Annotated in this window: 19 protein-coding genes; 8 read left to right on the top strand and 11 right to left on the bottom strand. The window is 72.6% G+C overall.

Features of this window, described 5'->3' with window-relative positions:
- Positions 1-86: 86 nt before the first annotated feature.
- From ACIRPX_RS03615 to ACIRPX_RS03605, 3 genes are all read left to right on the top strand, one after another.
- Positions 87-3,833, top strand: a complete 3,747-nt coding sequence (locus tag ACIRPX_RS03615) for an ABC transporter ATP-binding protein (RefSeq protein ID WP_404187670.1) — start codon at positions 87-89, stop codon at positions 3,831-3,833.
- Positions 3,834-3,939: 106 nt separating this feature from the next.
- Positions 3,940-4,302 (top strand): hypothetical protein, encoded by a 363-nt coding sequence (locus ACIRPX_RS03610; protein WP_404187667.1) that lies wholly within the window; start codon positions 3,940-3,942, stop codon positions 4,300-4,302.
- A gap of 75 nt (positions 4,303-4,377) precedes the next feature.
- The gene (locus tag ACIRPX_RS03605; RefSeq protein ID WP_404187664.1) at positions 4,378-5,826 is read left to right on the top strand and encodes a S28 family serine protease; all 1,449 of its coding nucleotides are present in this window, start codon (positions 4,378-4,380) and stop codon (positions 5,824-5,826) included.
- 30 nt (positions 5,827-5,856) lie between these two features.
- Here ACIRPX_RS03605 and ACIRPX_RS03600 read toward each other — a convergent pair whose 3' ends face one another.
- Positions 5,857-6,498, bottom strand: coding sequence for a hypothetical protein (locus ACIRPX_RS03600; RefSeq protein WP_404187661.1), 642 nt, complete (start codon positions 6,496-6,498; stop codon positions 5,857-5,859).
- A 128-nt stretch (positions 6,499-6,626) separates the two neighbouring features.
- Positions 6,627-8,420, bottom strand: a complete 1,794-nt coding sequence (locus tag ACIRPX_RS03595) for a glycoside hydrolase family 3 protein (protein WP_404187658.1) — start codon at positions 8,418-8,420, stop codon at positions 6,627-6,629.
- 514 nt (positions 8,421-8,934) lie between these two features.
- Here ACIRPX_RS03595 and ACIRPX_RS03590 point away from each other — a divergent pair.
- Together ACIRPX_RS03590 and ACIRPX_RS03585 are read left to right on the top strand one after the other, a co-directional pair.
- A complete protein-coding gene (locus ACIRPX_RS03590) occupies positions 8,935-9,615 on the top strand; it encodes a GNAT family N-acetyltransferase (protein WP_404187656.1) in 681 nt (226 codons plus the stop codon).
- The gene (locus ACIRPX_RS03585; protein WP_404187653.1) at positions 9,612-10,235 is read left to right on the top strand and encodes an RBBP9/YdeN family alpha/beta hydrolase; all 624 of its coding nucleotides are present in this window, start codon (positions 9,612-9,614) and stop codon (positions 10,233-10,235) included. The genes ACIRPX_RS03590 and ACIRPX_RS03585 overlap by 4 nt, the downstream gene beginning before the upstream one ends.
- Here ACIRPX_RS03585 and ACIRPX_RS03580 read toward each other — a convergent pair.
- From ACIRPX_RS03580 to ACIRPX_RS03565, 4 genes are all read right to left on the bottom strand, one after another.
- Complete coding sequence (locus ACIRPX_RS03580; RefSeq protein ID WP_404187651.1) at positions 10,232-11,032, bottom strand: sugar phosphate isomerase/epimerase family protein; 801 nt, start codon at positions 11,030-11,032, stop codon at positions 10,232-10,234. The two genes, ACIRPX_RS03585 and ACIRPX_RS03580, sit on opposite strands and share 4 nt — an antisense overlap.
- An 11-nt stretch (positions 11,033-11,043) precedes the next feature.
- Positions 11,044-11,976, bottom strand: a complete 933-nt coding sequence (locus ACIRPX_RS03575; RefSeq protein WP_404188263.1) for a GNAT family N-acetyltransferase — start codon at positions 11,974-11,976, stop codon at positions 11,044-11,046.
- Positions 11,977-12,060: 84 nt separating this feature from the next.
- Positions 12,061-12,660 carry a dihydrofolate reductase family protein gene (locus ACIRPX_RS03570; RefSeq protein WP_404187649.1) on the bottom strand — a complete coding sequence of 200 codons (600 nt, stop codon included), beginning with the start codon at positions 12,658-12,660 and terminating at the stop codon, positions 12,061-12,063.
- 477 nt (positions 12,661-13,137) lie between these two features.
- Positions 13,138-14,202 carry a LacI family DNA-binding transcriptional regulator gene (locus ACIRPX_RS03565; RefSeq protein ID WP_404187647.1) on the bottom strand — a complete coding sequence of 355 codons (1,065 nt, stop codon included), beginning with the start codon at positions 14,200-14,202 and terminating at the stop codon, positions 13,138-13,140.
- A 288-nt stretch (positions 14,203-14,490) separates the two neighbouring features.
- Between ACIRPX_RS03565 and ACIRPX_RS03560 the strand changes: the two genes are divergently transcribed.
- The 3 genes from ACIRPX_RS03560 to ACIRPX_RS03550 are packed head-to-tail and all read left to right on the top strand — an operon-like array spanning position 14,491 to position 17,623.
- On the top strand, positions 14,491-15,642 hold the full coding sequence (locus ACIRPX_RS03560) for a Gfo/Idh/MocA family protein (protein ID WP_404187645.1): 1,152 nt from the start codon (positions 14,491-14,493) through the stop codon (positions 15,640-15,642).
- Complete coding sequence (locus tag ACIRPX_RS03555; protein WP_404187643.1) at positions 15,639-16,790, top strand: dihydrodipicolinate synthase family protein; 1,152 nt, start codon at positions 15,639-15,641, stop codon at positions 16,788-16,790. Before ACIRPX_RS03560 ends, ACIRPX_RS03555 begins: the two co-directional genes overlap by 4 nt.
- A 38-nt stretch (positions 16,791-16,828) precedes the next feature.
- Positions 16,829-17,623: a sugar phosphate isomerase/epimerase family protein gene (locus tag ACIRPX_RS03550; protein ID WP_404188260.1), complete on the top strand. Its 795-nt coding sequence runs from the start codon at positions 16,829-16,831 to the stop codon at positions 17,621-17,623.
- Positions 17,624-17,844: 221 nt separating this feature from the next.
- Here the strand turns inward: ACIRPX_RS03550 and rbsD are convergent, their stop codons facing one another.
- The 5 genes from rbsD to ACIRPX_RS03525 all read right to left on the bottom strand — a co-directional run bounded on the left by rbsD (position 17,845) and on the right by ACIRPX_RS03525 (position 23,699).
- Positions 17,845-18,234 carry a D-ribose pyranase gene (rbsD, locus tag ACIRPX_RS03545; RefSeq protein WP_404187641.1) on the bottom strand — a complete coding sequence of 130 codons (390 nt, stop codon included), beginning with the start codon at positions 18,232-18,234 and terminating at the stop codon, positions 17,845-17,847.
- Entirely contained in the window at positions 18,231-19,133 is a 903-nt protein-coding gene (locus ACIRPX_RS03540; protein ID WP_404187639.1) for a ribokinase, read from the bottom strand. Before ACIRPX_RS03540 ends, rbsD begins: the two co-directional genes overlap by 4 nt.
- A gap of 84 nt (positions 19,134-19,217) precedes the next feature.
- On the bottom strand, positions 19,218-21,164 hold the full coding sequence (locus tag ACIRPX_RS03535) for a substrate-binding domain-containing protein (protein ID WP_404187637.1): 1,947 nt from the start codon (positions 21,162-21,164) through the stop codon (positions 19,218-19,220).
- Positions 21,154-22,674 carry a sugar ABC transporter ATP-binding protein gene (locus ACIRPX_RS03530; protein WP_404187635.1) on the bottom strand — a complete coding sequence of 507 codons (1,521 nt, stop codon included), beginning with the start codon at positions 22,672-22,674 and terminating at the stop codon, positions 21,154-21,156. Before ACIRPX_RS03530 ends, ACIRPX_RS03535 begins: the two co-directional genes overlap by 11 nt.
- Entirely contained in the window at positions 22,671-23,699 is a 1,029-nt protein-coding gene (locus ACIRPX_RS03525; protein WP_404187633.1) for a LacI family DNA-binding transcriptional regulator, read from the bottom strand. Before ACIRPX_RS03525 ends, ACIRPX_RS03530 begins: the two co-directional genes overlap by 4 nt.
- Positions 23,700-23,727 lie beyond the last annotated feature (28 nt).

Raw genomic sequence — 23,727 nt, 5'->3', positions numbered from 1 at the left:
CCCGAACCGCCGCGCAGGGATGAAATCCGGTTCTTCGCGTGTTGGTGCCTTGCGGTAGATCAGGACTGCTGACGGAGGGCACCCGCGTGGACACGCAACGGGGATGGGTACGGCGACTGGCGGGGTACGCGTGGCGTCACCCCAAGGACGTCGTGCTGGCCCTGGGCTCCTCCCTGGGGGGCATGGCCGTCATGGCGCTGGTCCCGCTGGTCACCAAGGTGATCATCGACGACGTGATCGGCGACCACAGCCGCGCCATGGCCCCCTGGGCCGGCACCCTCGTGGGCGCCGCGGTCGTCGTCTACGTCCTCACCTACGTACGCCGCTACTACGGCGGCCGCCTCGCCCTCGACGTCCAGCACGACCTGCGGACCGAGATGTTCGAGACGATCACCCGGCTCGACGGCCGCCGGCAGGACGAGCTCTCCACCGGCCAGGTCGTCGGCCGCGCCACCAGCGACCTCCAGCTGATCCAGGGCCTGCTCTTCATGCTCCCGATGACCATCGGGAACCTGCTGCTCTTCCTGGTCTCCCTCGTGATCATGGCGTGGCTGTCGCTGCCGCTCACCCTGGTCGCCCTCGCGGTGGCTCCCGCCCTGTGGTGGATCGCCCGGCGCAGCCGCACCAGGCTGCACCCCGCCACCTGGTACGCCCAGGCCCAGGCCGCCGCCGTCGCGGGCGTGGTCGACGGCGCCGTCAGCGGCGTACGCGTGGTGAAGGGCTTCGGGCAGGAGGACCAGGAGACCGGCAAGCTCCGCGAGGTCGGACGCCGGCTGTACGCCGGGCGGCTGCGCACCATCCGCCTGAACAGCAAGTACACCCCGGCCCTGCAGGCGGTCCCCGCGCTCGGCCAGGTGGCCATGCTCGCGGTCGGCGGCTGGCTCGCGGTGCGCGGCCACATCACCCTCGGCACCTTCGTGGCCTTCTCCTCCTACCTCGCCCAGCTGGTCGGCCCGGTCCGGATGCTCGCCGTCGTGCTCACGGTCGGGCAGCAGGCGCGGGCCGGCACCGAGCGCGTCCTGGAGCTGATCGACACCGAGCCGTCGATGACGGACGGCACCAAGACCCTCCCCGCCGACGCGCCGGCCACGGTCGAGTTCGACGACGTGTCCTTCGGCTACGACCAGGCCTCCGGCAGGACCAGCCCCGTGCTCGACGGGCTGAGCTTCGACATCCGCCCCGGCGAGACCCTCGCCGTCGTCGGCTCCTCCGGCTCCGGCAAGTCCACGGTCTCGCTCCTCCTGCCGCGCTTCTACGACGTCACCCGCGGCGCCGTCCTGATCGGCGGCCACGACGTCCGCGAGCTGACCCTCGACTCGCTGCGGGCCGCGATCGGCCTGGTGCCCGAGGACTCCTTCCTCTTCTCGGACACGGTCCGGTCCAACATCGCCTACGGCCGCCCCGACGCCACCGACGAGCAGATCGAGACCGCCGCCCGCGCCGCCCAGGCGGACCGTTTCATCCGGGAGCTCCCGGAGGGCTACGACACCAAGGTCGGCGAGCACGGCCTCACCCTCTCCGGCGGCCAGCGCCAGCGCGTCGCCCTCGCCCGCGCGATCCTCACCGACCCGCGGCTGCTCGTCCTCGACGACGCCACCTCCGCCGTGGACGCCCGCGTCGAGCACGAGATCCACGAGGCGCTCAAGGAGGTCATGCGGGGCCGCACCACCCTGCTCATCGCGCACCGCCGCTCCACGCTGGGCCTCGCCGACCGGATCGCCGTGCTCGACGCGGGCCGGCTCTCCGACGTCGGCACCCACGAGGAGCTCCAGGAGCGGTCCGCGCTCTACCGCCGGCTGCTCACCGACCCGGACGAGCTGGGCGGTGTCTCGCCCGGCCACGCCCGGCCCGCGTGCCCCGAGGAGGACACCTCCGTCCGCGCCGAGCTGGACGCCGAGTTCGACGCGGAGCGCGGGGTCACCCCGCGGCTGTGGACCGGCGACCGCGAACCCAAGGACACCGCGCTGCAGGGCATGCCGGCCACGCCCGGACTCCTCGCCCAGGTGGACGCGCTGCCGCCGGCGGACGACACCCCGGACATCGACGAGGCGCGGGCGGTGCGGCCGGAGGAGTCGTACGGACTCCGGCGGCTGCTGCGCGGCTTCGGGCTCCCCCTGCTCGTCAGCCTGGGGCTGGTCGCCCTGGACGCGGGCACGGGGCTCGCGCTGCCGGTGCTGATCCGGCACGGCATCGACCAGGGTGTCACCAGGATGGCCCTGGGCGCGGTCTGGTCGGCCTCGCTGCTGGGGCTGCTCGCGGTGCTGGTGCAGTGGGCGGCGCAGCGGGGCGAGACCCGGATGACCGGCCGCACCGGCGAGCGGGTCCTGTACTCCCTGCGCCTGAAGATCTTCGCCCAGCTCCAGCGGCTCGGACTCGACTACTACGAGCGCGAGCTGACCGGCCGGATCATGACGCGTATGACGACGGACGTGGACGCGCTGTCCACGTTCCTGCAGACGGGCCTCGTCACCGCCTTCGTCTCGGTCGTCACCTTCTTCGGCATCATGGTCGCGCTGCTGGTGATCGACGTGCAGCTCGCGCTCGTCGTCTTCGCCACGCTGCCGCCGCTGTTCGTGGCGACGTTCTTCTTCCGGCGGGCGAGCGTGAAGGCGTACGAACTCGCGCGTGAGCGGGTGTCGGTGGTCAACGCCGACCTCCAGGAGTCGGTGTCCGGGCTGCGGATCGTCCAGGCGTTCCGGCGCGAGCGCGACGGCGGGCGGCGGTTCGCGGAGCGCAGCGACAGCTACCGGCGGGCACGGATCCGGGGCCAGTTCCTGATCTCGGTCTACTTCCCCTTCGTGCAGCTGCTGTCGTCCGTGGCCGCGGCGGCCGTGCTCGTCTCGGGCGCGGGGCGGATCGACGACGCGACGCTGACGGCGGGTGCGCTGGTCGCGTACCTGCTCTACATCGACCTGTTCTTCGCGCCGGTCCAGCAGCTGTCCCAGGTCTTCGACGGCTACCAGCAGGCCACGGTCTCCCTGGGCCGCATCCAGGAACTGCTGCGGGAGAAGACCTCCACGCAGGCCGCCGGCGACCCGCGCGAGGTGCCCGCCCTGCGCGGCGAAGTCGCCTTCGAGGACGTGCACTTCGCCTACGGCTCCGCCGAGGGGGCGGCGGGGGAAGAGGCCCTCGGCGGCATCGACCTGCGGATCCCGGCGGGGCAGACGGTCGCGTTCGTCGGCGAGACCGGCGCGGGCAAGTCGACCCTCGTCAAGCTCGTGGCGCGGTTCTACGACCCCACGGGCGGCCGCGTGACGGTCGACGGGCAGGACCTGCGGGCGCTGGACATCACCGCCTACCGCCACCGGCTGGGCGTGGTCCCGCAGGAGGCGTACCTCTTCCAGGGCACCGTCCGCGACGCCATCGCCTACGGGCGTCCTGACGCCACCGACGCGGAGGTCGAGGCGGCGGCCCGCGCGGTCGGTGCGCACGAGATGATCGCCACGCTCGACGGCGGCTACCTGCACGAGGTCGCCGAGCGCGGCCGCAACCTCTCCGCCGGGCAGCGCCAGCTGATCGCCCTGGCCCGCGCCGAACTGGTCGACCCCGACGTCCTCCTCCTCGACGAGGCGACGGCCGCCCTCGACCTGGCCACGGAGGCCCAGGTCAACCAGGCCACGGACCGCCTGGCAGGCCGCCGCACCACCCTCGTGGTGGCCCACCGCCTCACCACCGCGGCCCGCGCGGACCGCGTGGTCGTCATGGACCACGGCCGCGTCGTCGAGGACGGCACCCACGAGGAACTGCTGCGACTGGGCGGCGTCTACGCGGAGTTGTGGCGGACGTTCGCCGGCGAGGGCGAGCCGGAGGAGCCGGTGGGAGCGGCTCGCTGACGCTCGTGCAACCATCCGACATACGTCGTGCGTCCGTACACCAGTACGCTCAATGCCGGGTGCGGGAGGGACGACAGTGGACCGTGGTGCGATACGGCGCCGGGGTGTGACGCTTCTTTCCGTGCTGGCCGCCTCCGTGCTGCTCGCCGTCCTGGGGCCGGCGGCCGAGGCGCAGGCGGCGTCGTCCTGCGCGGGCCGCAACGTCAGGACGTTCACCTTCTCCACCGGCTCCGTGAAGGTCTACAAGGCCGGCAACTACCTCTGTGCCCTCACCGTCCCCCGGAAACGCGGCGGCCGGCGCCCGATGATGATCAGCCTCCAGGTGCGCGGCTTCGAACCCGTCGTGGACAAGGGCCGGTTCGCCCGGCACGCCGGACCGGTGCGGGCCTACGTCGGCCACCGCACCGTACGGATCAAGGGCTCGGTCGGCCGCGGCTCGTACGACTCCCACGGCTGGCGGCGCTTCTGACCCTCACGGCCCCTGGTGCGCAAGGGAGTTGCTCCGTAGGCTCCGCACGCACATCTGTCTCGCAGGGGAGGGTGCATGCGCAAGGCGCTCAGATGGCTGATGGCGCTCACGGTGTGCATAGGCACGGTGAGCACGGCAGGCGCGGCCACCGCCGCGGAGCCGGCGGCCACCACCAAGGCGACCACCGACGCGACCACCGACATCAAGGACCAGCTGCTCGCGATACCGGGCATGAGCCTGATCGAGGAGAAGCCGTATCCTGGCTATCGCTTCTTCGTCCTCAGCTACACCCAGCCGGTCGACCACCGCCACCCGTCCAAGGGCACCTTCCAGCAGCGGATCACCGTGCTGCACAAGGACGTCAGCCGCCCGACGGTCTTCTACACCGGCGGCTACAACGTCTCCACCACGCCCGGCCGCCGCGAGCCGACCCAGATCGTGGACGGCAACCAGGTCTCCATGGAGTACCGCTTCTTCACCCCGTCCCGGCCCGACCCGGCCGACTGGTCCAAGCTGGACATCTGGCAGGCGGCCAGTGACCAGCACCGCATCTTCAGGGCGCTGCGGAAGATATACTCCAGGAACTGGATCTCCACCGGCGGCTCCAAGGGCGGCATGACCGCCACGTACTACGAGCGCTTCTACCCGCGCGACATGGACGGCGTCGTGGCGTACGTCGCCCCCGACGACGTGGTGAACGACGAGGACTCGGCCTACGACCGCTTCTTCGCCCAGGTCGGCACCAAGGAGTGCCGCGACCGCCTGAACGCGGTGCAGCGCGAGGCCCTGGTGCGCCGCGAGCCGCTGGAGAAGAAGTACGCCGCCTACGCCGCCGACAACGGCTACACCTTCACCACCGTCGGCAGCCTCGACCGCGCCTACGAGGCCGTCGTCCTCGACTACGTCTGGGGCTTCTGGCAGTACAACCTGCTCGCCAACTGCGGTGACGACACCCTGGTCCCGCCGGACGCGAGGACCGCGACCGACGACCAGATCTGGAACTCGGTCGACACGATCTCCGGGTTCTCCTTCTACACCGACCAGGGCCTGGAGCCGTACACGCCGTACTACTACCAGGCGGGCACCCAGCTGGGCGCGCCGACGATCCACTTCCCGTACATCGAGAAGAAGTACGTCCGCTACGGCTACCAGCCGCCGCGCAACTTCGTGCCGCGCGACATCCCGATGAGGTTCCAGCCGTACGCGATGCGCGACGTCGACTCCTGGGTCCGCCACCACGCCCACCACATGCTCTTCGTCTACGGCCGGAACGACCCGTGGGGCGCCGAGCGGTTCGGCGTCGGCAAGGGGGCGAAGGACGCCTACGTCTTCACCGCCCCGGGGATGAACCACGGCGCCAACGTCGCCGGCCTGGCCGCCGGCCAGAAGGAGCTGGCCACCGCCCGCATCCTGGACTGGGCCGGTGTCCCGGCCGCCACCGCGGCGCAGGCGAAGCCGCTGGCGAGGTTCGACAGCCGCCTGGACGTGCGCGATCCGCAGCGTGATCCCGCACTGCGTCCCTGAGGCAACTCCCCTGCTGTGCCCGGCCGTTGATCACACCGGCCGGGCGCAGCCCACCGGCTCCGGGCCGTTCAGCCGTACGTACAGCGCCGTCGCCGCCGGGCACCGGGCGCGCCGGCCGACCGCCTCGACCACCTTGAACTGCGGCTTGTGCCGCCCGCTGCCGTCGCAGGCGGTCTCGCGGACCTGCCCGCTGCCGGAGCCGTAGACGCAGTCCCCGACGATGGTGCGCGGACCGCCCCCGCCGCCCGGGTCACCGGGATGCGGCGGCTCCAGATTGCGCATGCAGGCGTACCCCTGGGGCACCGAACCGTCCCCGCCCGACGCGGACTTCTGCGCGCTGATGTGCAGGACGAAGTCCGTGGTGGCCGGACACAGCGGACCCCGGTCCACCGGGCCGTCGAAGCGTGCCACGACCCGCGCCGCCGCCCGCTCGCTGGTGCACGGCACCTCGGTGAAGCTCGTCGTGCCGAACGAACTGCACTCGTCGACGCCGAGGAACACCGCCCCGTACCCCGGCGGCTGCGACGGGCCCGTCCCGCCGGCGGCCGTGGTCCGGCTGCCGGCCGCGTCCCCGCCCGTACCGGACGAGGACGGCATCTGGCAACCGGTCAGCAGCGCCATGGCCAGAACCAGCAGTGCGCAGAGCACCCCCACGGAACTTCTCTCACGCATCGCCAACCCCCCGGATACCCCTCATCCAGCGTGACCCGCCGCAGCGGGCGCACGCCAGACGCGCGGGAGGCTTTGGGCCGGTTGACGGTTGCACGCCGGGTGTGCGGCGTATGCGCCCTACGTCCCCTCTAGTACGACAGCCCGTACCCGATGGGGTACAGCACCTGCGCCGGGTCGTCGGCCCGCTGCACCGGCACCGGCAGCCGCCCGCGCGGCCCCACCCGCCCGGCGATCACCCGCGCGGCGGCCCGCAGCTCCACGTCCGTCCACGAGTAACTGGCCAGGTAGGCGCGGACCGAGGGCAGCTGGGCCACGTCGTAGGGGTTGCGGACGGCGATCGCCACCACCGGTCTCCCGGTCGCCACCAGCTGCTCGACCAGGGCCTTCTGCGCGCTGCCCGCGGTGACGTTGTAGGTGCCGACGACCACGGCGTCCGCGTCCCGCGCCGCCGCGACCGCCTGCGCGATCGTCGCGGCGGAGGGGGCGGTGCCCGTGGACAGCGCCGTGGCGGTGAAGCCCAGCTCGGTGAGGGCGGCCGCGAGGACACCGGTGGGCGGGCCCGTGGTGCCGGACGGGGAGGCCGGGTCGGCGCCCACCACGAGGAGCTTGTGGTGCGCGGCCCGCGACAGCGGCAGCAGCTGCCCGTCGTTGACGAGCAGCGTCGTCGTGCGCTCGGCGATGCGGTCGGCCGCCGCGAGGTGGGCGCGGGTGCCGACCGTGCGGTCCACGCCGTGACCGCTGACATAGGGCCGGCGGAACAGCTTCAGGCGTGACTTCAGGCGCAGGATGCGCAGGATCGACTCGTCGAGGCGTGCCTCGGTCAACTCGCCGTCCTGCACGGCCTTCAGGACGGCGTTCCAGGCGACGGGGAGGTCGGGCGGGTTGAGCAGCTGGTCGACGCCGGCCCTGAGCGCGAGCACGGGGACGCGGTCGTCGCCGTACTTCGTCCGTACGCCCTCCATGCCGAGCGAGTCCGTCACCACCACGCCGTCGTAGCCGAGTTCCCCGCGCAGGATGCCGGTGAGGATCGGGTGGGAGAGGGTGGCCGGGTCGCCGGAGTCGTCCAGCGCCGGGAACTGGATGTGCGCGGTCATGATCGCGTCGATGCCCGCCTCGACGGCCGCCCGGAACGGGACGGCGTCCAGCTTCTCCCACAGCTCCCGGCTGTGGGTGATGACCGGGAAGCCGTAGTGGCTGTCGACGGCCGTGTCGCCGTGGCCCGGGAAGTGCTTGGCGGTCGCGGCCACCGAGGACCGCTGGTACCCGCCGACCTCGGCGGCCACCATCGCGGCCACCGCGTCCGGGTCGGCGCCGAAGGAGCGCACGCCGATGACCGGGTTGGCCGGGTTGATGTTGACGTCGGCGTCCGGGGAGTAGTCCTGGTTGATGCCGATCGCGCGCAGCTCGGCGCCGGAGATGCGGCCGAGGGTGCGGGCGTCCTCGCGGGAACCTCCGGCGCCCATGGCCATCGCGCCCGGGAAGAGCGTCGCGGGTGCGCCCACGCGGCAGACGATGCCGTGCTCCTGGTCGGTGGTGACGAGTACGGGCAGGCCGCGGGGCAGGCCGAGCGAGGCGCGCTGGATCCCGTTGGACAGGTTCGCGATCTGGTGCGGGTCGCGGGTGTTGTGCGCCCAGGTGAAGTAGATGATCCCGCCGACGCGGTACCTGGCGATCAGCTCGGCGGCCGTGCGCACGCCGATCTCGCTGAGGTTGGCGTCGATGTCGGCCTGGTCGGGGTCGGTGGCGGAGTGGCCGTAGACCCGCATGACGAAGAGCTGGCCGACCTTCTCCTCCAGCGTCATACGGGAGATGAGGGAGCGGAGCTTCTTGTCGTCCAACGCGGCGGCGTGCGCGGGGGAGCCGACGGCCAGGGCGGCGGTGACGCCCGCGGTGGCGGCGAGAACGGTACGTCTGGAGGGCACGTGCGCTCCTTCCGGAGGATCCACTGAAGGAAACTTCCAAGGAGTCACCAATATCCGGGAAGTTTCTGCCAGTCAAGGGAACGCACAGGACACGGAAAGGGGCCGCCATCGGCGCTGTTGGAGGGGGGCGCGCCGATGGCGGCGTGCTGCCGGCCGCAGTACGGCGGAGAGGGTAGGTCAGCGATCGCAGCCAGCAGCGAGGGCCGACACCGCACGGCGGAGACTCATCCGGCAGCTTGCGGGTTGGACGAACCGTAAAGGGGCCGGGTTCCCGCGTTCCGGGCGATTGCGGGAAGTCGGGGGCCGAGGGGCCGGCGGGACGGGTGTGGCGCGAGACGTGCGGCCACGGCTCCTGCAGCGTGCGTACGGGCCCTGCGATCGCCGGACGACGGGCGCTCGTTCGCACCCCCCCCGGCTCACGGGTGCCGGCGGACCCGGACGGCACGACGGTCCGCGGCAGCGGCCCGGTGAAATCCGTTCGACGCGGCGGGGCGGGCCCGGCAGACTCGCCGGGGTGACGTTCACATGCGAAGCGCCCTTGCTGCAGGGCTGGCTGGTGAGGCTGGAGCCACTGGGCCGACGGCACGTGGCCGACCTCGCGGCCGCGGCGGAGGAGAACCGCGGCACCTACGACTTCACCTGGGTGCCCAGGGCGGACGAGGCCGGGCGGTACGTCGACGAGCAGCTCGCCAGGGCGGCCACGGGGCGGCTGCTGCCCTACGCCCAGGTGTCCCTCGCGACCGGACGCGCGGTCGGCGCCACGTCGTACTGGGAGCCCCGGTGCTGGCGGGCCGACGGCCGGCTCGACGCCGTGGAGGTCGGGTTCACCTGGCTCGGTGCCTCCGCACAGGGCACCGGCATCAACGCCGAGGCCAAGCTGCTGCTGTTCCGGCACGCCTTCGAGGAGTGGGTCGTGTCGAGGGTCGACCTCAAGACCGACGCCCGCAACGCCCGCTCCCGCGCGGCGATCGAGAGCGTGGGCGCCCGCTTCGAGGGCGTCCTGCGCAACTGGTCGCGCTCCTGGGCACCGGGGGAGGACGGACGCCTGCGCGACTCGGCGATCTACTCGATCACGGCCGAGGAATGGCCCGACCGCCGGGACCGGTTGGAGGAGCGGGTGGCCCGCGCCGCCGGCCGGGCACAGGCGGCCGGCACCGCACCCGGGTCCGGCCACGGGAAACGAGCGGGCGCATGACCACCCCGGCCTTCCTCGTCCTGCACGGCTGGCAGAACCGCCGCCCCGAGGGCCACTGGCAGCACTGGCTGACCGGCCGGCTCCGCGCCCTCGGCCACCACGTCACCTACCCCCAGCTCCCGGATCCGGACGACCCGAGCCTGGAGGTCTGGCTCGCCGAGCTCACCCGGCACCTGGACGAACTCCCCGGCCCCGAGCGGGTCGTCGTCGCGCACAGCGCCTCCGCCGTGCTCTGGCTGCACGCCGTCGCGCGCGGGCTGGTGCGGGACGGCGCCGCCGACCGGGTGCTGCTCGTCGCCCCGCCGTCCGGCTCCGTGCTCCTGCGCCATCCGGAAGTGGCCGCATTCGCCCCGCCCGCGCTGGACTTCACCCTCGCCGCGCCCACCCGCCTGGTCGCCGGCGACAACGATCCGTACTGCCCGGAAGGGGCCCGCGAGACCTTCGGCGACCCCCTCGGCATCCCCACCGACATCCTCCCCGGGGCCGCCCACCTCGACCTGGACGCCGGTTACGGCTCCTGGCCCTCCGTGCTGGCGTGGTGCCTGGACGCGGCGGCGGAGATCGCCGTCCGTCCGGCCCGGCCGGACAGCCCCTCACCAAGATCTTCATCGGCCTTCTAGGCGCACTCGTTCAGCAACCGCCCCAGATGCTCCCGCCCCGCCGTCAGCAGGTCCTGCAGCGGCGCGGCGTCCTCGTGCCACCGCTTCTCGTACTCCCAGCACAGCCAGCCGTCCCAGCCGTGGCGCGAGAGGACCTCCACGCACTCGGTGAGGGGGAGCACCCCCGCACCGAGCGCGAGCGGCGTCGTGTCCTCGGCGGAGGCGATGTCCTTCACCTGGACGTAGCCGAGGTAGGGCGACAGGGCCGCGTAGGACTCCGAGGGCTGCTCGCCGCCCAGCCAGGTGTGCATGACGTCCCACAGGGCGCCGACATGCCGGTGGCCGACCAGCCCGAGCACCCGGATCGCGTCGGCGCCGGTGCGGTGCGAGTCGTGGGTCTCCAGCAGGATGCGTACGCCCAGGTCGGCGGCGTACTCCGCGGCCGTGCCGAGCCGCCGGGCGGCCGCCGCGTCGGCGCGCTCGCGGGTCTGCTCGGAGCCGGCGCCGGGAAAGACCCGGACGTAGGGGGCGCCGAGGTCGCGGGCCAGGTCCAGCAGGTCGCGGATCTCGTCGATCACCGGCCCGTCGTCCCCGGGCGCGGCCACGCGCGCGTACCCCGCGAGGCCCAGGAGCTCGATGCCGCCGGCCTTGAACTCGGAGGCCACATCCGCCCGCCGGCCGAGATCGAGGCCGGGATGGACCGGCTCCTCCGGGTGCGCGCGCAGCTCGACGCCGTGGTAGCCGTGGGCGGCCGCGAGGTTGATCACGTCCGTCACGGGCAGGCCGGGGACACCGAGGGTGGAGAACGCCAGTCTCATGGTCCCTACTGTCACCCCGGGGTGCCGTGCAGGTCCAGCCGCCAGTCCTGGCCGTTCAGGTCCTTCCCGAAGGATCGGTGCGCTCTCTCGCCGACGAGCACGAAGCCGTGCCGCTGGTAGATACGCCGGGCGGAGGCGAGCACGTCGTTGGTCCACAGGACGAGCTCGCGGTAGCCGACACCGCGCGCGAAGTCGATCACCGCGCGCACCAGCCGGTCCCCGATGCCCAGACCGCGCGTGTCGGGCTCGACCAGCAGCAGCCGCAGCCGGGCGGTGGCCGGGGCGTCGTCCCGTACGCACATCACGCAGCCCACCGGCCGGCCGTCGTGCTCGGCGATCCACACCCGCTCCAGATGCGGGTCGTGGTCCTCGGCGAAGTCGGCGACGATCCGGGCGACCAGGCCCTCGTAGTCGGCGTTCCAGCCGAACTCGGAGGCGTACAGGGCCGCGTTGCGCTGGACGATCCAGCCGAGGTCGCCGGGGGAGGGAGTGCGCAGCACGACGTCCTCACGGCGCGGCGCCCGGCCGTCGGAGAGGATCTCGCGGACCGTGCGCAGCGCCTCGGACAGCCGCGGGCGGTCGGCGGACGGCACGGTGGCGAGCAGCGCGCCGACCGACTCGTCGGCCCGCTCGGCGAGCAGCGCGGCGGTCTCGCGGCCGCGGGCGGTGAGCGTGACACGGCGGCGCCGGGGATCGCGTTTCGACGGTGTCCGCTCGACCAGCCCGTCCTCCTCGAACTTGTTCAGGATCCGGCTCAGGTACCCGGCGTCGAGGGAGAGTTCGGTCCGCAGGTCGGCGGCGTCCGTCCGCGGCGCGTGCGCGAGTTCGTAGAGCACCCGGGACTCGGTCAGGGTGTACGGGGCGTACAGCCGGCGGCTGTAGTCGAGGGCGCCGATGACGTTCGTGTAGAAGCGGTTGAAGGCGCGGATGTCCTGGACGGTCATGGAGATCGTCACCCCCGGATTCCGGATACTTGACTCAGTCAGAGATACCGTCGCTCCGAGACTAGGACACCCGCACCGCGCGGGCTACCCCTCGTCGGCCACCGGCCGGTAGACGCTCACCTGCACACCGGTCTTGCCCTGGGCCGTGGAGACCAGTTCGAAGCCCCGCCTCGCGCCGTCCTCGGGGAAGATGGACTTTCCGCCGCCGAGGATCACCGGCATCTGGACGAGCTGCAGTTCGTCGACCAGCCCCTCGGCGATCAGCGTCCGCACGAGGGTGGGGCTGCCCATCATCGCCAGGTCGCCGCCGGGGGCCGCGCGCAGCTCCCGGATCCGCGCGACGGCCTCGCCGCCGGCGATCCGCTCGGTGTTGTTCCAGGTCAGCTCGGCGTCGGAGAGGGTGTCGGTCACGACGTACTTCTTCATCGCGTTGAGCCGGTCCGCGAAGGGGTCCCCGGCCCGCTCGGGCCAGGCCCCCGCCATCGTCAGATAGGTGCGCCGCCCGTACAGCAGCGCCTCGGCGTTCTCCAGCCCCGCGGCGAAGGCCCCGCCCACCACCTCGGGATCGAAGTACGGGTGCGACCAGCCGCCGTGCGCGAACCCGCCGTCCGTGTCCTCCTGGGGCCCGCCGGGCGCCTGCACGACCCCGTCGAGACTGATGAACTCGCTCACCACGATGCGCATGGGACCATCTCCTGTCGCTCTTGCCGCTCTGGTCGTCCACCGGGCCGGTGACGACGTGTTCAGCGATTACGGCAAGGAAGACCGAGCCGCAACAGAAAAATCATCGGCCTCCGGGGCGCGGACTTCGCGACTCCCGCCGTCTTCAGCGCAGTTGCGGTCCTCGCGACCCCGGCGCCCTCGCGCCTTCGCGGCTTCCGGGGCGCGACCTCCGTGGCTCCCGGGCCCTGGCGACGCTTGACCTTCACGACTCCCGCGGCCCGCGCGATCCCGTCTGTTCCCGCGACTCCGGTTGCCCGCGCGATCCCGTTTGTTCCCGCGACTCCGGCTGCCCGTGCGATCCCGTCTGTTCCCGCGACCCCGGCTGCCCGCGCGCCCCCGCCGTCCACGCGCCCGCGGCTGTTCGCGCGCCCCCGCCGTCCATGCGCCCCCCGGCGGCCCCCGCCCCGCCCGGCCCCCCCGGCTCCCCGGGGTGTCACCTCACGCCGTTGCGGGCGCGGTCCGCCTCGGTGCTGCCGACGAGCCGCGCACCATCAGCTCCCCGCGCACCGTCGCGATGCCGCCCGGCGGCGCGTCCTCCCGGCCCATGGCGATCCGACCGGCCCGGGCCCCCGCCTCGGCCAGCGGCAGCCGCACCGTCGTCAGCGCGGGCACCGCGTCGAGGCTGAACGGCAGGTCGTCGAACCCGGCGACGGACACGTCCTGCGGAATCCGCAGCCCCGACTCGCGCAGCGCCGCGCAGGCCCCCATCGCCACCGAGTCGTTGGCCGCGACCACCGCGGTCAGTGACGGGTCCCGCCGCAGCAGCTCCAGCGTCGCCTCGTACCCGGAGGTGCGGTCGTAGCGCCCGTGCACCGTCCACGCCTGATCCTCGGGGATCCCCGCCGCGGCCAGCGCGGCGCGATGCCCCTCCAGCCGGTGCCGCGTCGTGGTCCGCTCCTCCGGGCCGGCGATGTACCCGAGCCGCCGGTGCCCCAGCCCGATCAGGTGCTCGGTCAGGCGCTGCGCGCCGCCGCGGTTGTCGAAGGCCAGCGCGATCGCCCCGGTCTCCGGCGCCGGCGGCCGCCCGCACAGCACCACGCGCGTTCCGGCCTCCGCCAGCTTGCGCAGTTTGGCGGCGACCGCCGCCGCGTGCGGCGCGTCCTCCATGGCGCCGCCGGTCAGCACGACCGCCGCCGCCCGCTGCCGCTGGAGCAGGGTCAGATACGTCAGTTCGCGCTCCGGCGAACCACCGGTGTTGCACACGACCGCCAGCCGTTCGCCGCCGGCCCGCCCGCCCGGCCCGCCGATCTCCGCCTGAATCGCGCTCGCCATGATCCCGAAGAAGGGGTCGGCGATGTCGTTGACCAGAATGCCGACCAGGTCGGAGGTGGCGGCGGCGAGCGAGCTCGCGGGACCGTTCAGCACGTAGTCCAGCTCGTCGACCGCCTTCAGCACCCGCTCCCGGGTGGAGGCGGCCACGGGGTAGTTCCCGTTCAGCACGCGCGACACCGTCGCGGGGGAGACCTGCGCGCGGGCCGCCACGTCCGCCAGGGTCACCGTCATCTCGTCGTCCTCCGGTCACGCATCTCGTCGCACCTTGCCGTACGCCCTCGTAGACAGGCCGCCGAAGGCCCACGGTTCCGAGTACGTCGAGCAGACCTTACGGCCAGATACCCCCATTGTTCGTCCCCTCGAACAACTCGAAGCGGTCACGGTCTTGTCCGGACCGGTGGTCAGAGGCTAGCTTCTCATGAGAGATAGAAAGCGCTTGCTGCGACGCTCAACAGGAGGGCCATCGCGGCGCGCACACCCGCGTACGACGCTGAGTACGACGCCGGCGAAGGGAATGACGTGACACGCAAGACGGTGCGTATCGCCATGAACGGCGTGACCGGACGCATGGGCTACCGCCAGCACCTGGTCCGCTCCATCCTGGCCATCCGCGAACAGGGCGGCCTGGAGCTGGCGGACGGCGAGGTGCTGTGGCCGGAACCGGTCCTCCTCGGCCGCCGCGAGCACGCGCTGCGCGCGCTCGCCGAGCAGCACGGCCTGGAGCACTTCTCGACGGACGTGGACGCCGTCCTGGCCGACCCGTCCGTGGACATCTACTTCGACGCCCAGGTCACCTCGGCCCGCGAGGCGGCGCTCACGAAGGCGATCGCCGCCGGGAAGCACGTCTACACCGAGAAGCCCACCGCCGGCACGCTCGAGGGCGCCCTCGACCTCGCCCGGCTCGCGCACCGGAAAGGCGTCAAGCACGGCGTCGTCCAGGACAAGCTCTTCCTGCCCGGCCTGCTCAAGCTCAAGCGCCTCGTCGACGGCGGCTTCTTCGGCCGGATCCTGTCGGTCCGCGGCGAGTTCGGCTACTGGGTCTTCGAGGGCGACTGGCAGTCCTCCCAGCGCCCCTCCTGGAACTACCGCGCGGAGGACGGCGGCGGGATCGTCGTCGACATGTTCCCGCACTGGGAGTACGTCCTGCACGAGCTGTTCGGCCGGGTGAGGTCCGTCCAGGCGATCACCGCCACCCACGTTCCGCAGCGCTGGGACGAGGACGGCAAGCCCTACGACGCCACGGCCGACGACGCCGCGTACGGCATCTTCGAACTCGACGGCGGGGCCATCGCCCAGATCAACTCCTCCTGGGCCGTGCGCGTCAACCGCGACGAACTGGTCGAGTTCCAGGTCGACGGCACGGAGGGCTCGGCGGTCGCGGGCCTGCGCAACTGCCGTGTCCAGCACCGCAGCATGACCCCGAAGCCGGTGTGGAACCCGGACATCCCGGCCACCTACTCCTTCCGCGACCAGTGGCAGGAGATCCCGGACAACGAGGAGTTCGACAACGGCTTCAAGGCCCAGTGGGAGCTGTTCCTGCGGCACGTCTACGCCGACGCCCCCTACCGCTGGGACCTGCTCGCCGGCGCCCGCGGCGTCCAGCTCGCCGAACTCGGCCTGAGGTCCTCGGCCGAGGGCACCCGCCTCGACGTCCCGGAGATCCAGCTGTGACCGTCCGACTCCCCGACTTCCAGGGCGGGTTCAGGGCCTACGAGCCCCGCGCCGAGCCCCTGGCCGTGACCCCCGGGACCCCCTTCACCTCCCGTACGGTCTTCTCGGCGGCGCACGTCGTCGCCGATCCGTTCGCGGACGTGTCGCCCGGCGCGCCCGCCGCCGTCGACTGGGACGCCACCCTCGCCTTCCGCCGCCATCTGTGGTCCCACGGGCTCGGCGTCGCCGAGGCCATGGACACCGCCCAGCGCGGGATGGGCCTGGACTGGGCGGGCGCGGCCGAGCTGATCCGGCGCAGCGCCGCCGAGGCCAGGGCGGTCGGCGGCCGTATCGCCTGCGGCGTCGGCACCGACCAGATCACCGCCGGGTCGCTCGCCGAGGTCCGCGCGGCCTACGAGGAACAGCTCGCCGTGGTGGAGGAGTCCGGCGCGCAGGCCGTCCTGATGGCCTCCCGCGCCCTGGCCGCCGCCGCGTCGGGCCCTGAGGACTACCTGGAGGTCTACGGCCATCTCCTCCGCCAGGCGTCCGGACCGGTCATCCTGCACTGGCTCGGCCCGATGTTCGACCCGGCACTGGAGGGCTACTGGGGCGCGGGCGACCTGGACGCGGCGACCGACGTCTTCCTGGACGTGATCGACGCACACCCGGACAAGGTGGAGGGCGTCAAGGTCTCCCTGCTGGACGCCGGGCGCGAGGTCGGCATCCGCCGCCGGCTCCCGCGGGGCGTGCGCTGCTACACGGGGGACGACTTCCACTACCCGGAGCTGATCGCCGGTGACGAGCGGGGCTTCAGCCACGCCCTGCTCGGAGTCTTCGACCCGCTGGGCCCGCTGGCGGCCGAGGCGGTACGCGTCCTCGACACGGGGAACGTGGCCGGCTTCCGCGAGCTGCTCGACCCGACGGTCGACCTCTCCCGGCACCTGTTCCGGGCCCCGACCCGCTACTACAAGACGGGCGTCGTCCTCCTCGCCTGGCTGGCCGGACACCAGTCGCACTTCACCATGGTCGGCGGCCTCCAGTCGGCCCGCTCGCTGCCGCACTTCGTCCGCGCCTACGAACTCGCCGACGGGCTGGGCCTGTTCCCGGACCCGAAGCTGGCCGAGGAACGGATGAAGAACCTGCTGAGCCTGTACGGAGTGAACCAGTGAGCGCCGCCGGTGACCTGTCCCGCTTCTCCGTCAACCAGATGACCGTGAAGCAGCTTTCGATGCCCGAACTCGTCGCGGCCTGCGTCGAGCTGGGCGTCCCGGGCGTGGGCCTGTGGCGCGAGCCGGTCCGGTCGTACGGCGTCGAGGCGACGGCGAAGCTGGTCCGCGACGCGGGCCTGGCCGTCACGACCCTGTGCCGCGGAGGCTTCTTCACGGCGATCGACCCGCGGGAGCGGTCGCGGGCGCTGGACGACAACCGGCGCGCTGTCGACGAGGCCGCGGCGCTCGGCACGGACACCCTCGTCCTGGTCTCGGGCGGCCTCCCGGCAGGCTCCAAGGACCTGCACGGTGCGCGGGAGCGCGTCGCCGACGCACTGGCGGTGCTGGGCCCGTACGCCGAGGAGCACGGGGTGAGGCTGGCCATCGAGCCGCTCCACCCCATGTACGCCGCCGACCGCTGCGTGGTCTCGACCCTCGCCCAGGCCCTCGACCTGGCCGAACGCTTCCCCGCCCAGCAGGTCGGCGTCACCGTCGACACGTACCACGTCTGGTGGGACGACAACGCCCCCGCCCAGATCGCCCGCGCGGGCGCCGGCGGCCGCATCCACACCTTCCAGCTCGCCGACTGGACCACCCCGCTGCCCGAGGGCGTCCTCAACGGCCGCGGCCAGCTCGGCGACGGCTCGATCGACATGCGCGAGTGGAAGGGCTACGTGGAGGCCGCCGGCTACACCGGCCCCGTCGAGGTCGAACTGTTCAACGAGGTCCTGTGGGCACGGGACGGCCGGGAGGTGCTGGCGGAGACGGCGCGGCGGTTCGTGGCGCACACATGAGCGGACGGGGGGCCGCGAAAGAAATCTGAGAAAGCCGTGCAACCCTTCCCTCACCTTGCGGGTCGTACTTGGCATCAGGACTTCTCGGAGGGGGATCTGGGGGGATCGCGGGGGGTTCTGATGGTGGAGGGGAAAAGCCGAGGGGGCCCGGTCGACGGACCGGGCCCCCTCGAATGTGCCCGCGCCTCCGTCCACGCCGTGGGCGGGGCCGCTGTCGGTCGTCAGAAGAAGACGCCGCAGCGCAGCAGCACGTTGGCGTACGGCCGGGCCTCTCCCGTGCGGACGATCAGGTGGGCGTCGGCCGACAGCTCCTTGAGCCGCTCGTGCGGCACCAGGCCGAGCTCGGGGAAGTGCTCGTCGAGCAGGTCCGCGGCCGGCGGGTTGGCGTCGTGCAGCTCCGTCGCAGCCGTGGCGCTCTCCACCACCAGCTCGGCCAGCAGGCCGTCGAGGACCTCCGCGAAGGACGGCACCCCGGCGCGGAAGGCGAGGTCGACCACGCGCGGCCCCTTGGGGATCGGCATGCCCGCGTCGCACACCAGGACGGCGTCGCCGTGACCCAGCTCGGCCAGGGCGCCCGCGAGATGACGGTTCAGGATTCCCGCCTTCTTCACAGCGCGTCGACCTCCTCGGCCGTCGGGAACGACACCTGCGCGCCCTCCCTGGTGACGGCGGCCGCGCCCACCCGGGCCGCGTAGGCCGCGGCCCGGTCGAGGGGCGCTCCCGCCCCGAGCCGGCAGGCGAGCGCCGCCGTGAACGCGTCGCCCGCACCGGTCGTGTCCACCGCGTCGACCTTCACCGAGGGCACCCGCGCGACGCCGTCCGCGGAGGCCACCAGCGCGCCCTCCGCGCCCAGGGTGACCACGACCGAGCGCGGCCCCTTGGCCAGCAGCAGCCGGGCCCAGTCCGCCGGGCGGTCCGAGACGCACGCCTCGCCCAGGACCACCTTCGCCTCGTGCTCGTTGACGATCAGCGGGTCGCAGGCCGCCAGCACCTCCGGCGGCAGGGGCCGCGGCGGGGACGGGTTGAGCACGAAGCGGCTGCCGGGCGAGAGCGCGCGGACCACCTCCACGACGCTCTCCAGCGGGATCTCCAGCTGCGCCGAGACCACGTGCGAGGCCTGGAACAGGCACGCGGCGGCCCGGACGTCGGCCGGCGCGAGCCTGCCGTTCGCGCCCGGCGAGACCACGATGCTGTTGTCGCCCGACGGGTCCACGGTGATCAGCGCGACGCCCGTCGGCGCCCCGCCCACCAGCACGCCCACCGTGTCGACACCGGCCTCGCGCTGCGAGTCGAGCAGCAGTCTGCCGTACGCGTCGTCGCCGACCCGGGCCAGCAGGGCCGTACGGGCGCCGAGCCGGGCGGCCGCGACCGCCTGGTTCGCGCCCTTGCCGCCCGGGTGGACGGCCAGGTCGGAGCCGAGCACGGTCTCACCGGCACCGGGCCGGCGCTCGACTCCGATCACCAGGTCGGCGTTGGCCGACCCCACGACCAGCAGGTCGTAGTCGTACATCAGAAGGACTCCCCGTACATCAACAAGACTCCCTGAGAGATCACCTGGGGCGGGCGGTCCCCCTGACCGCCCGCCCGTCCGTCGTCAGCCGCTGAAGCCGGCCACGTCGGCCTTCGTGACCACCTTCACCGGCACCTTCACCGTCTCCTCGACCTTCTTGCCCTGCAGCGCCTTCAGCGCGTTGTCCACGGCGATCCTGCCCAGCTGCGAGGGCTGTTGTGCCACGGATGCGTACAGAGTGCCCCCTTCGACCGCCTTGAGCCCGTCCGGGGTGCCGTCGAATCCGACGACCTGGACCGACTTCCCGGCCTTGGAACCGAGCGCCTTGACCGCCCCGAGGGCCATCTCGTCGTTGGCGGCGATGACGCCCTGGACGTCCGGGTGCGCCTGGAGCAGGTTCGACATCACGTCGAGGCCCTTGGTGCGGTCGAAGTCGGCCGGCTGCTGGGCGACGACCTTCAGACCCGGGTAGGCCTTGAGCCCGGCCGCGAAGCCCGCCGCGCGTTCGCGGGCCGCGGACGTGCCCGCCTGGCCCTGCAGGATCACGATCCTGCCCCGGCCGCCCAGCTTCTCGGCGATCGTCTTCGCCGCCAGCTCGCCGCCCTTGACGTTGTCGGAGGCCACCAGGGCGTCCACGGCGGCCTTGTTGACGCCGCGGTCGACCGCGATGACCGGGATGTTCGCCTGGTCGGCGGCCTTCACCGAGTTGCCCGCCGCGTCCGAGTCCACCGGGTTGACGATGATCGCGCCTAGGTCCGAACTGGTGAAGTTCTGCAGCTGGTTGGCCTGCTGCGAGGCGTCGTTCTGGGCGTCGGTGACGGTCAGGTCCACGCCCAGCCGCTTCGCCTCGGCCTGGGCGCCCGACCGGATCTGCACGAAGAAGGGGTTGTTGAGGGTGGACAGCGACAGGCCCATCTTCGGGGTGGTGGAGTTCGAGCCGCCGTGCAGGAAGGACGTCGCGCCCACCAGCGCGACGGTGACGACCGCCGCGAGCGCGTACGTCCCCGCCTGCCGGCCCTTGTTGCCGCCCGCGCCCGCGGCCACCGGGGTCGCCCCGGCCTTGCGCCGCAGCGTGTCCAGGAGCACCGCCAGCGCGATGACGACACCGATGACGACCTGCTGCCAGAAGGCGGAGACGTTCAGCAGGTTGAGGCCGTTGCGCAGCACCGCCAGGATCAGCGCGCCGATGAGGGTGCCGGACGCCTTGCCGGTGCCGCCGGCGAGGGAGGCGCCGCCGATGACGACGGCGGCGATCGCGTCCAGCTCGTATCCGTCGGCGGCCTGCGGCTGCGCGGAGGACAGACGGGCGGCGAGCACGACGCCGGCGACCGCCGCGAACAGACCGGAGAAGGCGTAGATGGCGAGCTTCTGCTTCTTCACGCGCAGGCCGGAGAGGCGCGCCGCCTCCTCGTTGCCGCCGATCGCGTACATGGAACGGCCGATGTAGGTCCGCCCGAGCACGAAGGCCGCCGTCAGCCCCATCACGATCATGACCAGCACCGGCACGGGCAGCCAGCCGCCCAGGGTGTCGCCGAGGTGCGAGACCGAGTCGGGGAACGGGATCGGGGAGCCCCCGGAGATCACCAGCGACAGACCGCGGGCCACCGAGAGCATGGCGAGCGTCGCGATGAACGACGGCAGCTTCCCGTACGCGATCAGGAAGCCGTTGACGAGACCGGCCGCGATGCCGGTCAGCACGGACAGCACGACGGCCAGGACGACCGGTATGCCGTGCGACGTGGCGCTCCAGGCGAGCACGGTGGCCGACAGGGCCGCCACCGAGCCGACCGACAGGTCGATGCCCGCAGAGACGATCACGAAGGTGACACCGAAGGCGAGCACGGCGGTCACGGCCGCCTGTACGCCCACGTTGAGCAGGTTGTCCGTCGTCAGGAAGTCCCCGGACAGCGCCGACAGGGCGATGAGCAGGACGATCAGCGCGGTCAGCGCGCCGTTGTCGAGCAGCAGGCGGCGCAGGCCGCTCGTGGCGCCACCGGCACCCGTCGCGCTCTTGAGCGTGTCAGTGGCCACGGCTGGCCTCCGTTCCGGTCGTGGGGTTGCTGACGGCGAGGGCCATCACGGCGTCCTGCGTGGCCTCGCCGGCCGGGAGTTCGCCGGCGATCCGGCCCTGCGCCATCACCAGCACCCGGTCGCTCATGCCGAGCACCTCGGGCAGATCGCTGGAGATCATGACAACCGCCGCGCCCTGGGCGGTGAGTTCGTTGACGAGCTGATAGATCTCGACCTTGGCGCCGACGTCGATGCCGCGCGTCGGCTCGTCGAGGATCAGCACCTTCGTGTCGGCGAGGAGCCACTTGCCGATGACGACCTTCTGCTGGTTGCCGCCGGACAAGGTCCGTACGTGCTGGCCGAGTCCGGCCATGCGCACACCGAGCTGACCGGCGATCCGCCCGGCCGCCTCGTGCTGCCCCTTGAGGTCGACGAGCCCCGCGCGCGTGGCGGCCCGCATCGACACCAGGCCGAGGTTCTGCTCCACGGAGGCGTCCAGCACCAGGCCCTGGCCCTTGCGGTCCTCGGGCACGAGCCCGATGCCGGCCGCCATCGCGGCGTTGACGTCGCCGCGCCGCACCGTGGCCCCGGAGACCTTCACGGCCCCCTTGTCGTACGGGTCCGCGCCGAACACGGCCCGGACGACCTCGGTACGGCCCGCTCCGACCAGCCCCGCGATGCCGACGACCTCGCCGGCGTGCACCTCGAAGCTCACGTCGTGGAAGACGCCGTCGCGGGTCAGGCCCTCGACGGTGAGCAACGCGGCGCCGGCCCCGGCCCGTTCCCGCGGGTACTGCTGCTCGATCGAGCGGCCCACCATGAGGCGTACGAGCTCGTCCTCGGGGGTGGCGGCGGGGACCTGCCCGACGGACCTCCCGTCCCGGACGACCGTGACCCGGTCGCCCAGGGCGGCGATCTCGTCCAGGTGATGGGTGATGAAGACGACGCCCACGCCGTCCTCGCGCAGGGTGCGCACGATCGCGAAGAGCTTCTCGACCTCCTCGGAGGTGAGCACGGCGGTCGGCTCGTCCATGATGAGCACGCGCGCGTCCAGGCTGAGTGCCTTCGCGATCTCGACCATCTGCAGGCGCGCGATGCCGAGTTCGCGGACGCGCGCGCGGGGCGACACCTGGACGCCGACCCGCTTCAGCAGGACCTCGGCGTCCGCCTCCATCGTCTTGCGGTCGATCATCCCGAAGCGGCGCGGCTGGCGCCCCAGGAAGATGTTCTCGGCGACCGTGAGGTCCGGTACGAGGTTGAACTCCTGGTAGATGGTGGCGATCCCGAGGCGCTCGGAGTCCTGCGCACCGTGGATGCGCACCTCCTCGCCGCCGACGAGGATCCGGCCGGCGTCGGGCGTGTACGCACCCGAGAGCATCTTGATCAGTGTGCTCTTGCCCGCGCCGTTCTCACCGAGGAGCACATGCACCTCGCCGCGGCGCAGATCGAAGTCGACGCCGTCGAGCGCGACCACTCCGGGGAAGCTCTTCCGTATGCCCTCGATGCGCAGCAACTCGTCCGCGTTGCTCACGACTGGCTCCTGTTCCTTGCGGGGTTCTCGGCGGGGTCCTCGCCGCAGGAGCGGCGTACGACGAGACGGGCGGGGAGGGTGACGGACCGCGGGGTCCGCCCCTCGATGCGGTCGACCAGCGCCTTCACGGCGGCCCGGCCCAGTTCGCCCGTGGGCTGGGCGACCGCGGTGATCGGCGGATCGGTGTGCACGAACCAGGGGATGTCGTCGAAGGCGGCGAGCGCCAGGTCGTGCGGCACCCGCAGCCCGCGCGCGCGGATCGCGTCCAGCGCGCCGAGCGCCATCAGGTTGTCGGCGGCGAAGACGACCTCGGGCGGCTCCGGCAGGTCGAGGAAGCCCTCGGTGACCCGCCGTCCGCTCTCGGCCTGAAAGTCGCCCTGCCCGATGTAGGCCTCGGGCAGGGCGAGGCCGTACGCGCCGAGCGCCTCACGGAAGGCGTCCACCCGCTCCCGGCCGGTCGTGGTGGCGGCCGGGCCCGCGATGATCGCGAGCCGCCGGTGCCCCAGCCGGTGCAGATGCGCGACGAGGTCCCGTACGGCGGCCCGTCCGTCCGACCGCACCACCGGCACGTCGACGCCCGGGATCCACCGGTCGACGAAGACCATCGGCGTCCCCGCGCGCACGGCGTCCAGCATGAGCGGCGAGCCGCCGTCGGTGGGGGAGACGAGCAGACCGTCGATACGGCGGTCCAGCAGGTTCCGTACGTGGTGGTCCTGCAGGTCGGGCCGCTCGTCGGCGTTGCCGATGATGACGCTGTAGCCGAGCGCGCGGGCCTCCTCCTCGACGGAGCGGGCCAGTTCGGTGAAGTAGGGGTTCAGCACGTCGCTGATGACCAGGCCCAGGGTGTGGGTCTGGTCGGTGCGCAGCGAACGGGCGACGGCGTTCGGGCGGTAGCCCAGTGCCTCGACGGCGGCCAGCACGCGCGTGCGTGCGTCGGCACTGACGGACGGATGCTCGTTGAGGACGCGCGAGACCGTCGCGACGGAGACACCCGCCGCGGCGGCGACGTCCTTGATGCTCGCCATCGCCGTTCCACCTCCTCGTGGAATCGAT

Origin of the sequence: Streptomyces sp. NPDC101225, assembly GCF_044767585.1 — a bacterium.
GTDB lineage: Bacteria > Actinomycetota > Actinomycetes > Streptomycetales > Streptomycetaceae > Streptomyces.
This window is presented reverse-complemented; position numbering and strand designations above follow the sequence as displayed.

Coding starts and splice junctions, on each gene's coding strand:
- ACIRPX_RS03550 (WP_404188260.1), top strand. CDS start 16,829: ATGACCGTGAAGCAGCTTTCGATGCCCGAACTCGTCGCGGCCTGCGTC.
- ACIRPX_RS03570 (WP_404187649.1), bottom strand. CDS start 12,660: ATGCGCATCGTGGTGAGCGAGTTCATCAGTCTCGACGGGGTCGTGCAG.
- ACIRPX_RS03525 (WP_404187633.1), bottom strand. CDS start 23,699: ATGGCGAGCATCAAGGACGTCGCCGCCGCGGCGGGTGTCTCCGTCGCG.
- ACIRPX_RS03540 (WP_404187639.1), bottom strand. CDS start 19,133: ATGTACGACTACGACCTGCTGGTCGTGGGGTCGGCCAACGCCGACCTG.
- ACIRPX_RS03600 (WP_404187661.1), bottom strand. CDS start 6,498: ATGCGTGAGAGAAGTTCCGTGGGGGTGCTCTGCGCACTGCTGGTTCTG.
- ACIRPX_RS03580 (WP_404187651.1), bottom strand. CDS start 11,032: ATGAGACTGGCGTTCTCCACCCTCGGTGTCCCCGGCCTGCCCGTGACG.
- ACIRPX_RS03565 (WP_404187647.1), bottom strand. CDS start 14,202: ATGACGGTGACCCTGGCGGACGTGGCGGCCCGCGCGCAGGTCTCCCCC.
- ACIRPX_RS03585 (WP_404187653.1), top strand. CDS start 9,612: ATGACCACCCCGGCCTTCCTCGTCCTGCACGGCTGGCAGAACCGCCGC.
- ACIRPX_RS03575 (WP_404188263.1), bottom strand. CDS start 11,976: ATGACCGTCCAGGACATCCGCGCCTTCAACCGCTTCTACACGAACGTC.
- ACIRPX_RS03605 (WP_404187664.1), top strand. CDS start 4,378: ATGCGCAAGGCGCTCAGATGGCTGATGGCGCTCACGGTGTGCATAGGC.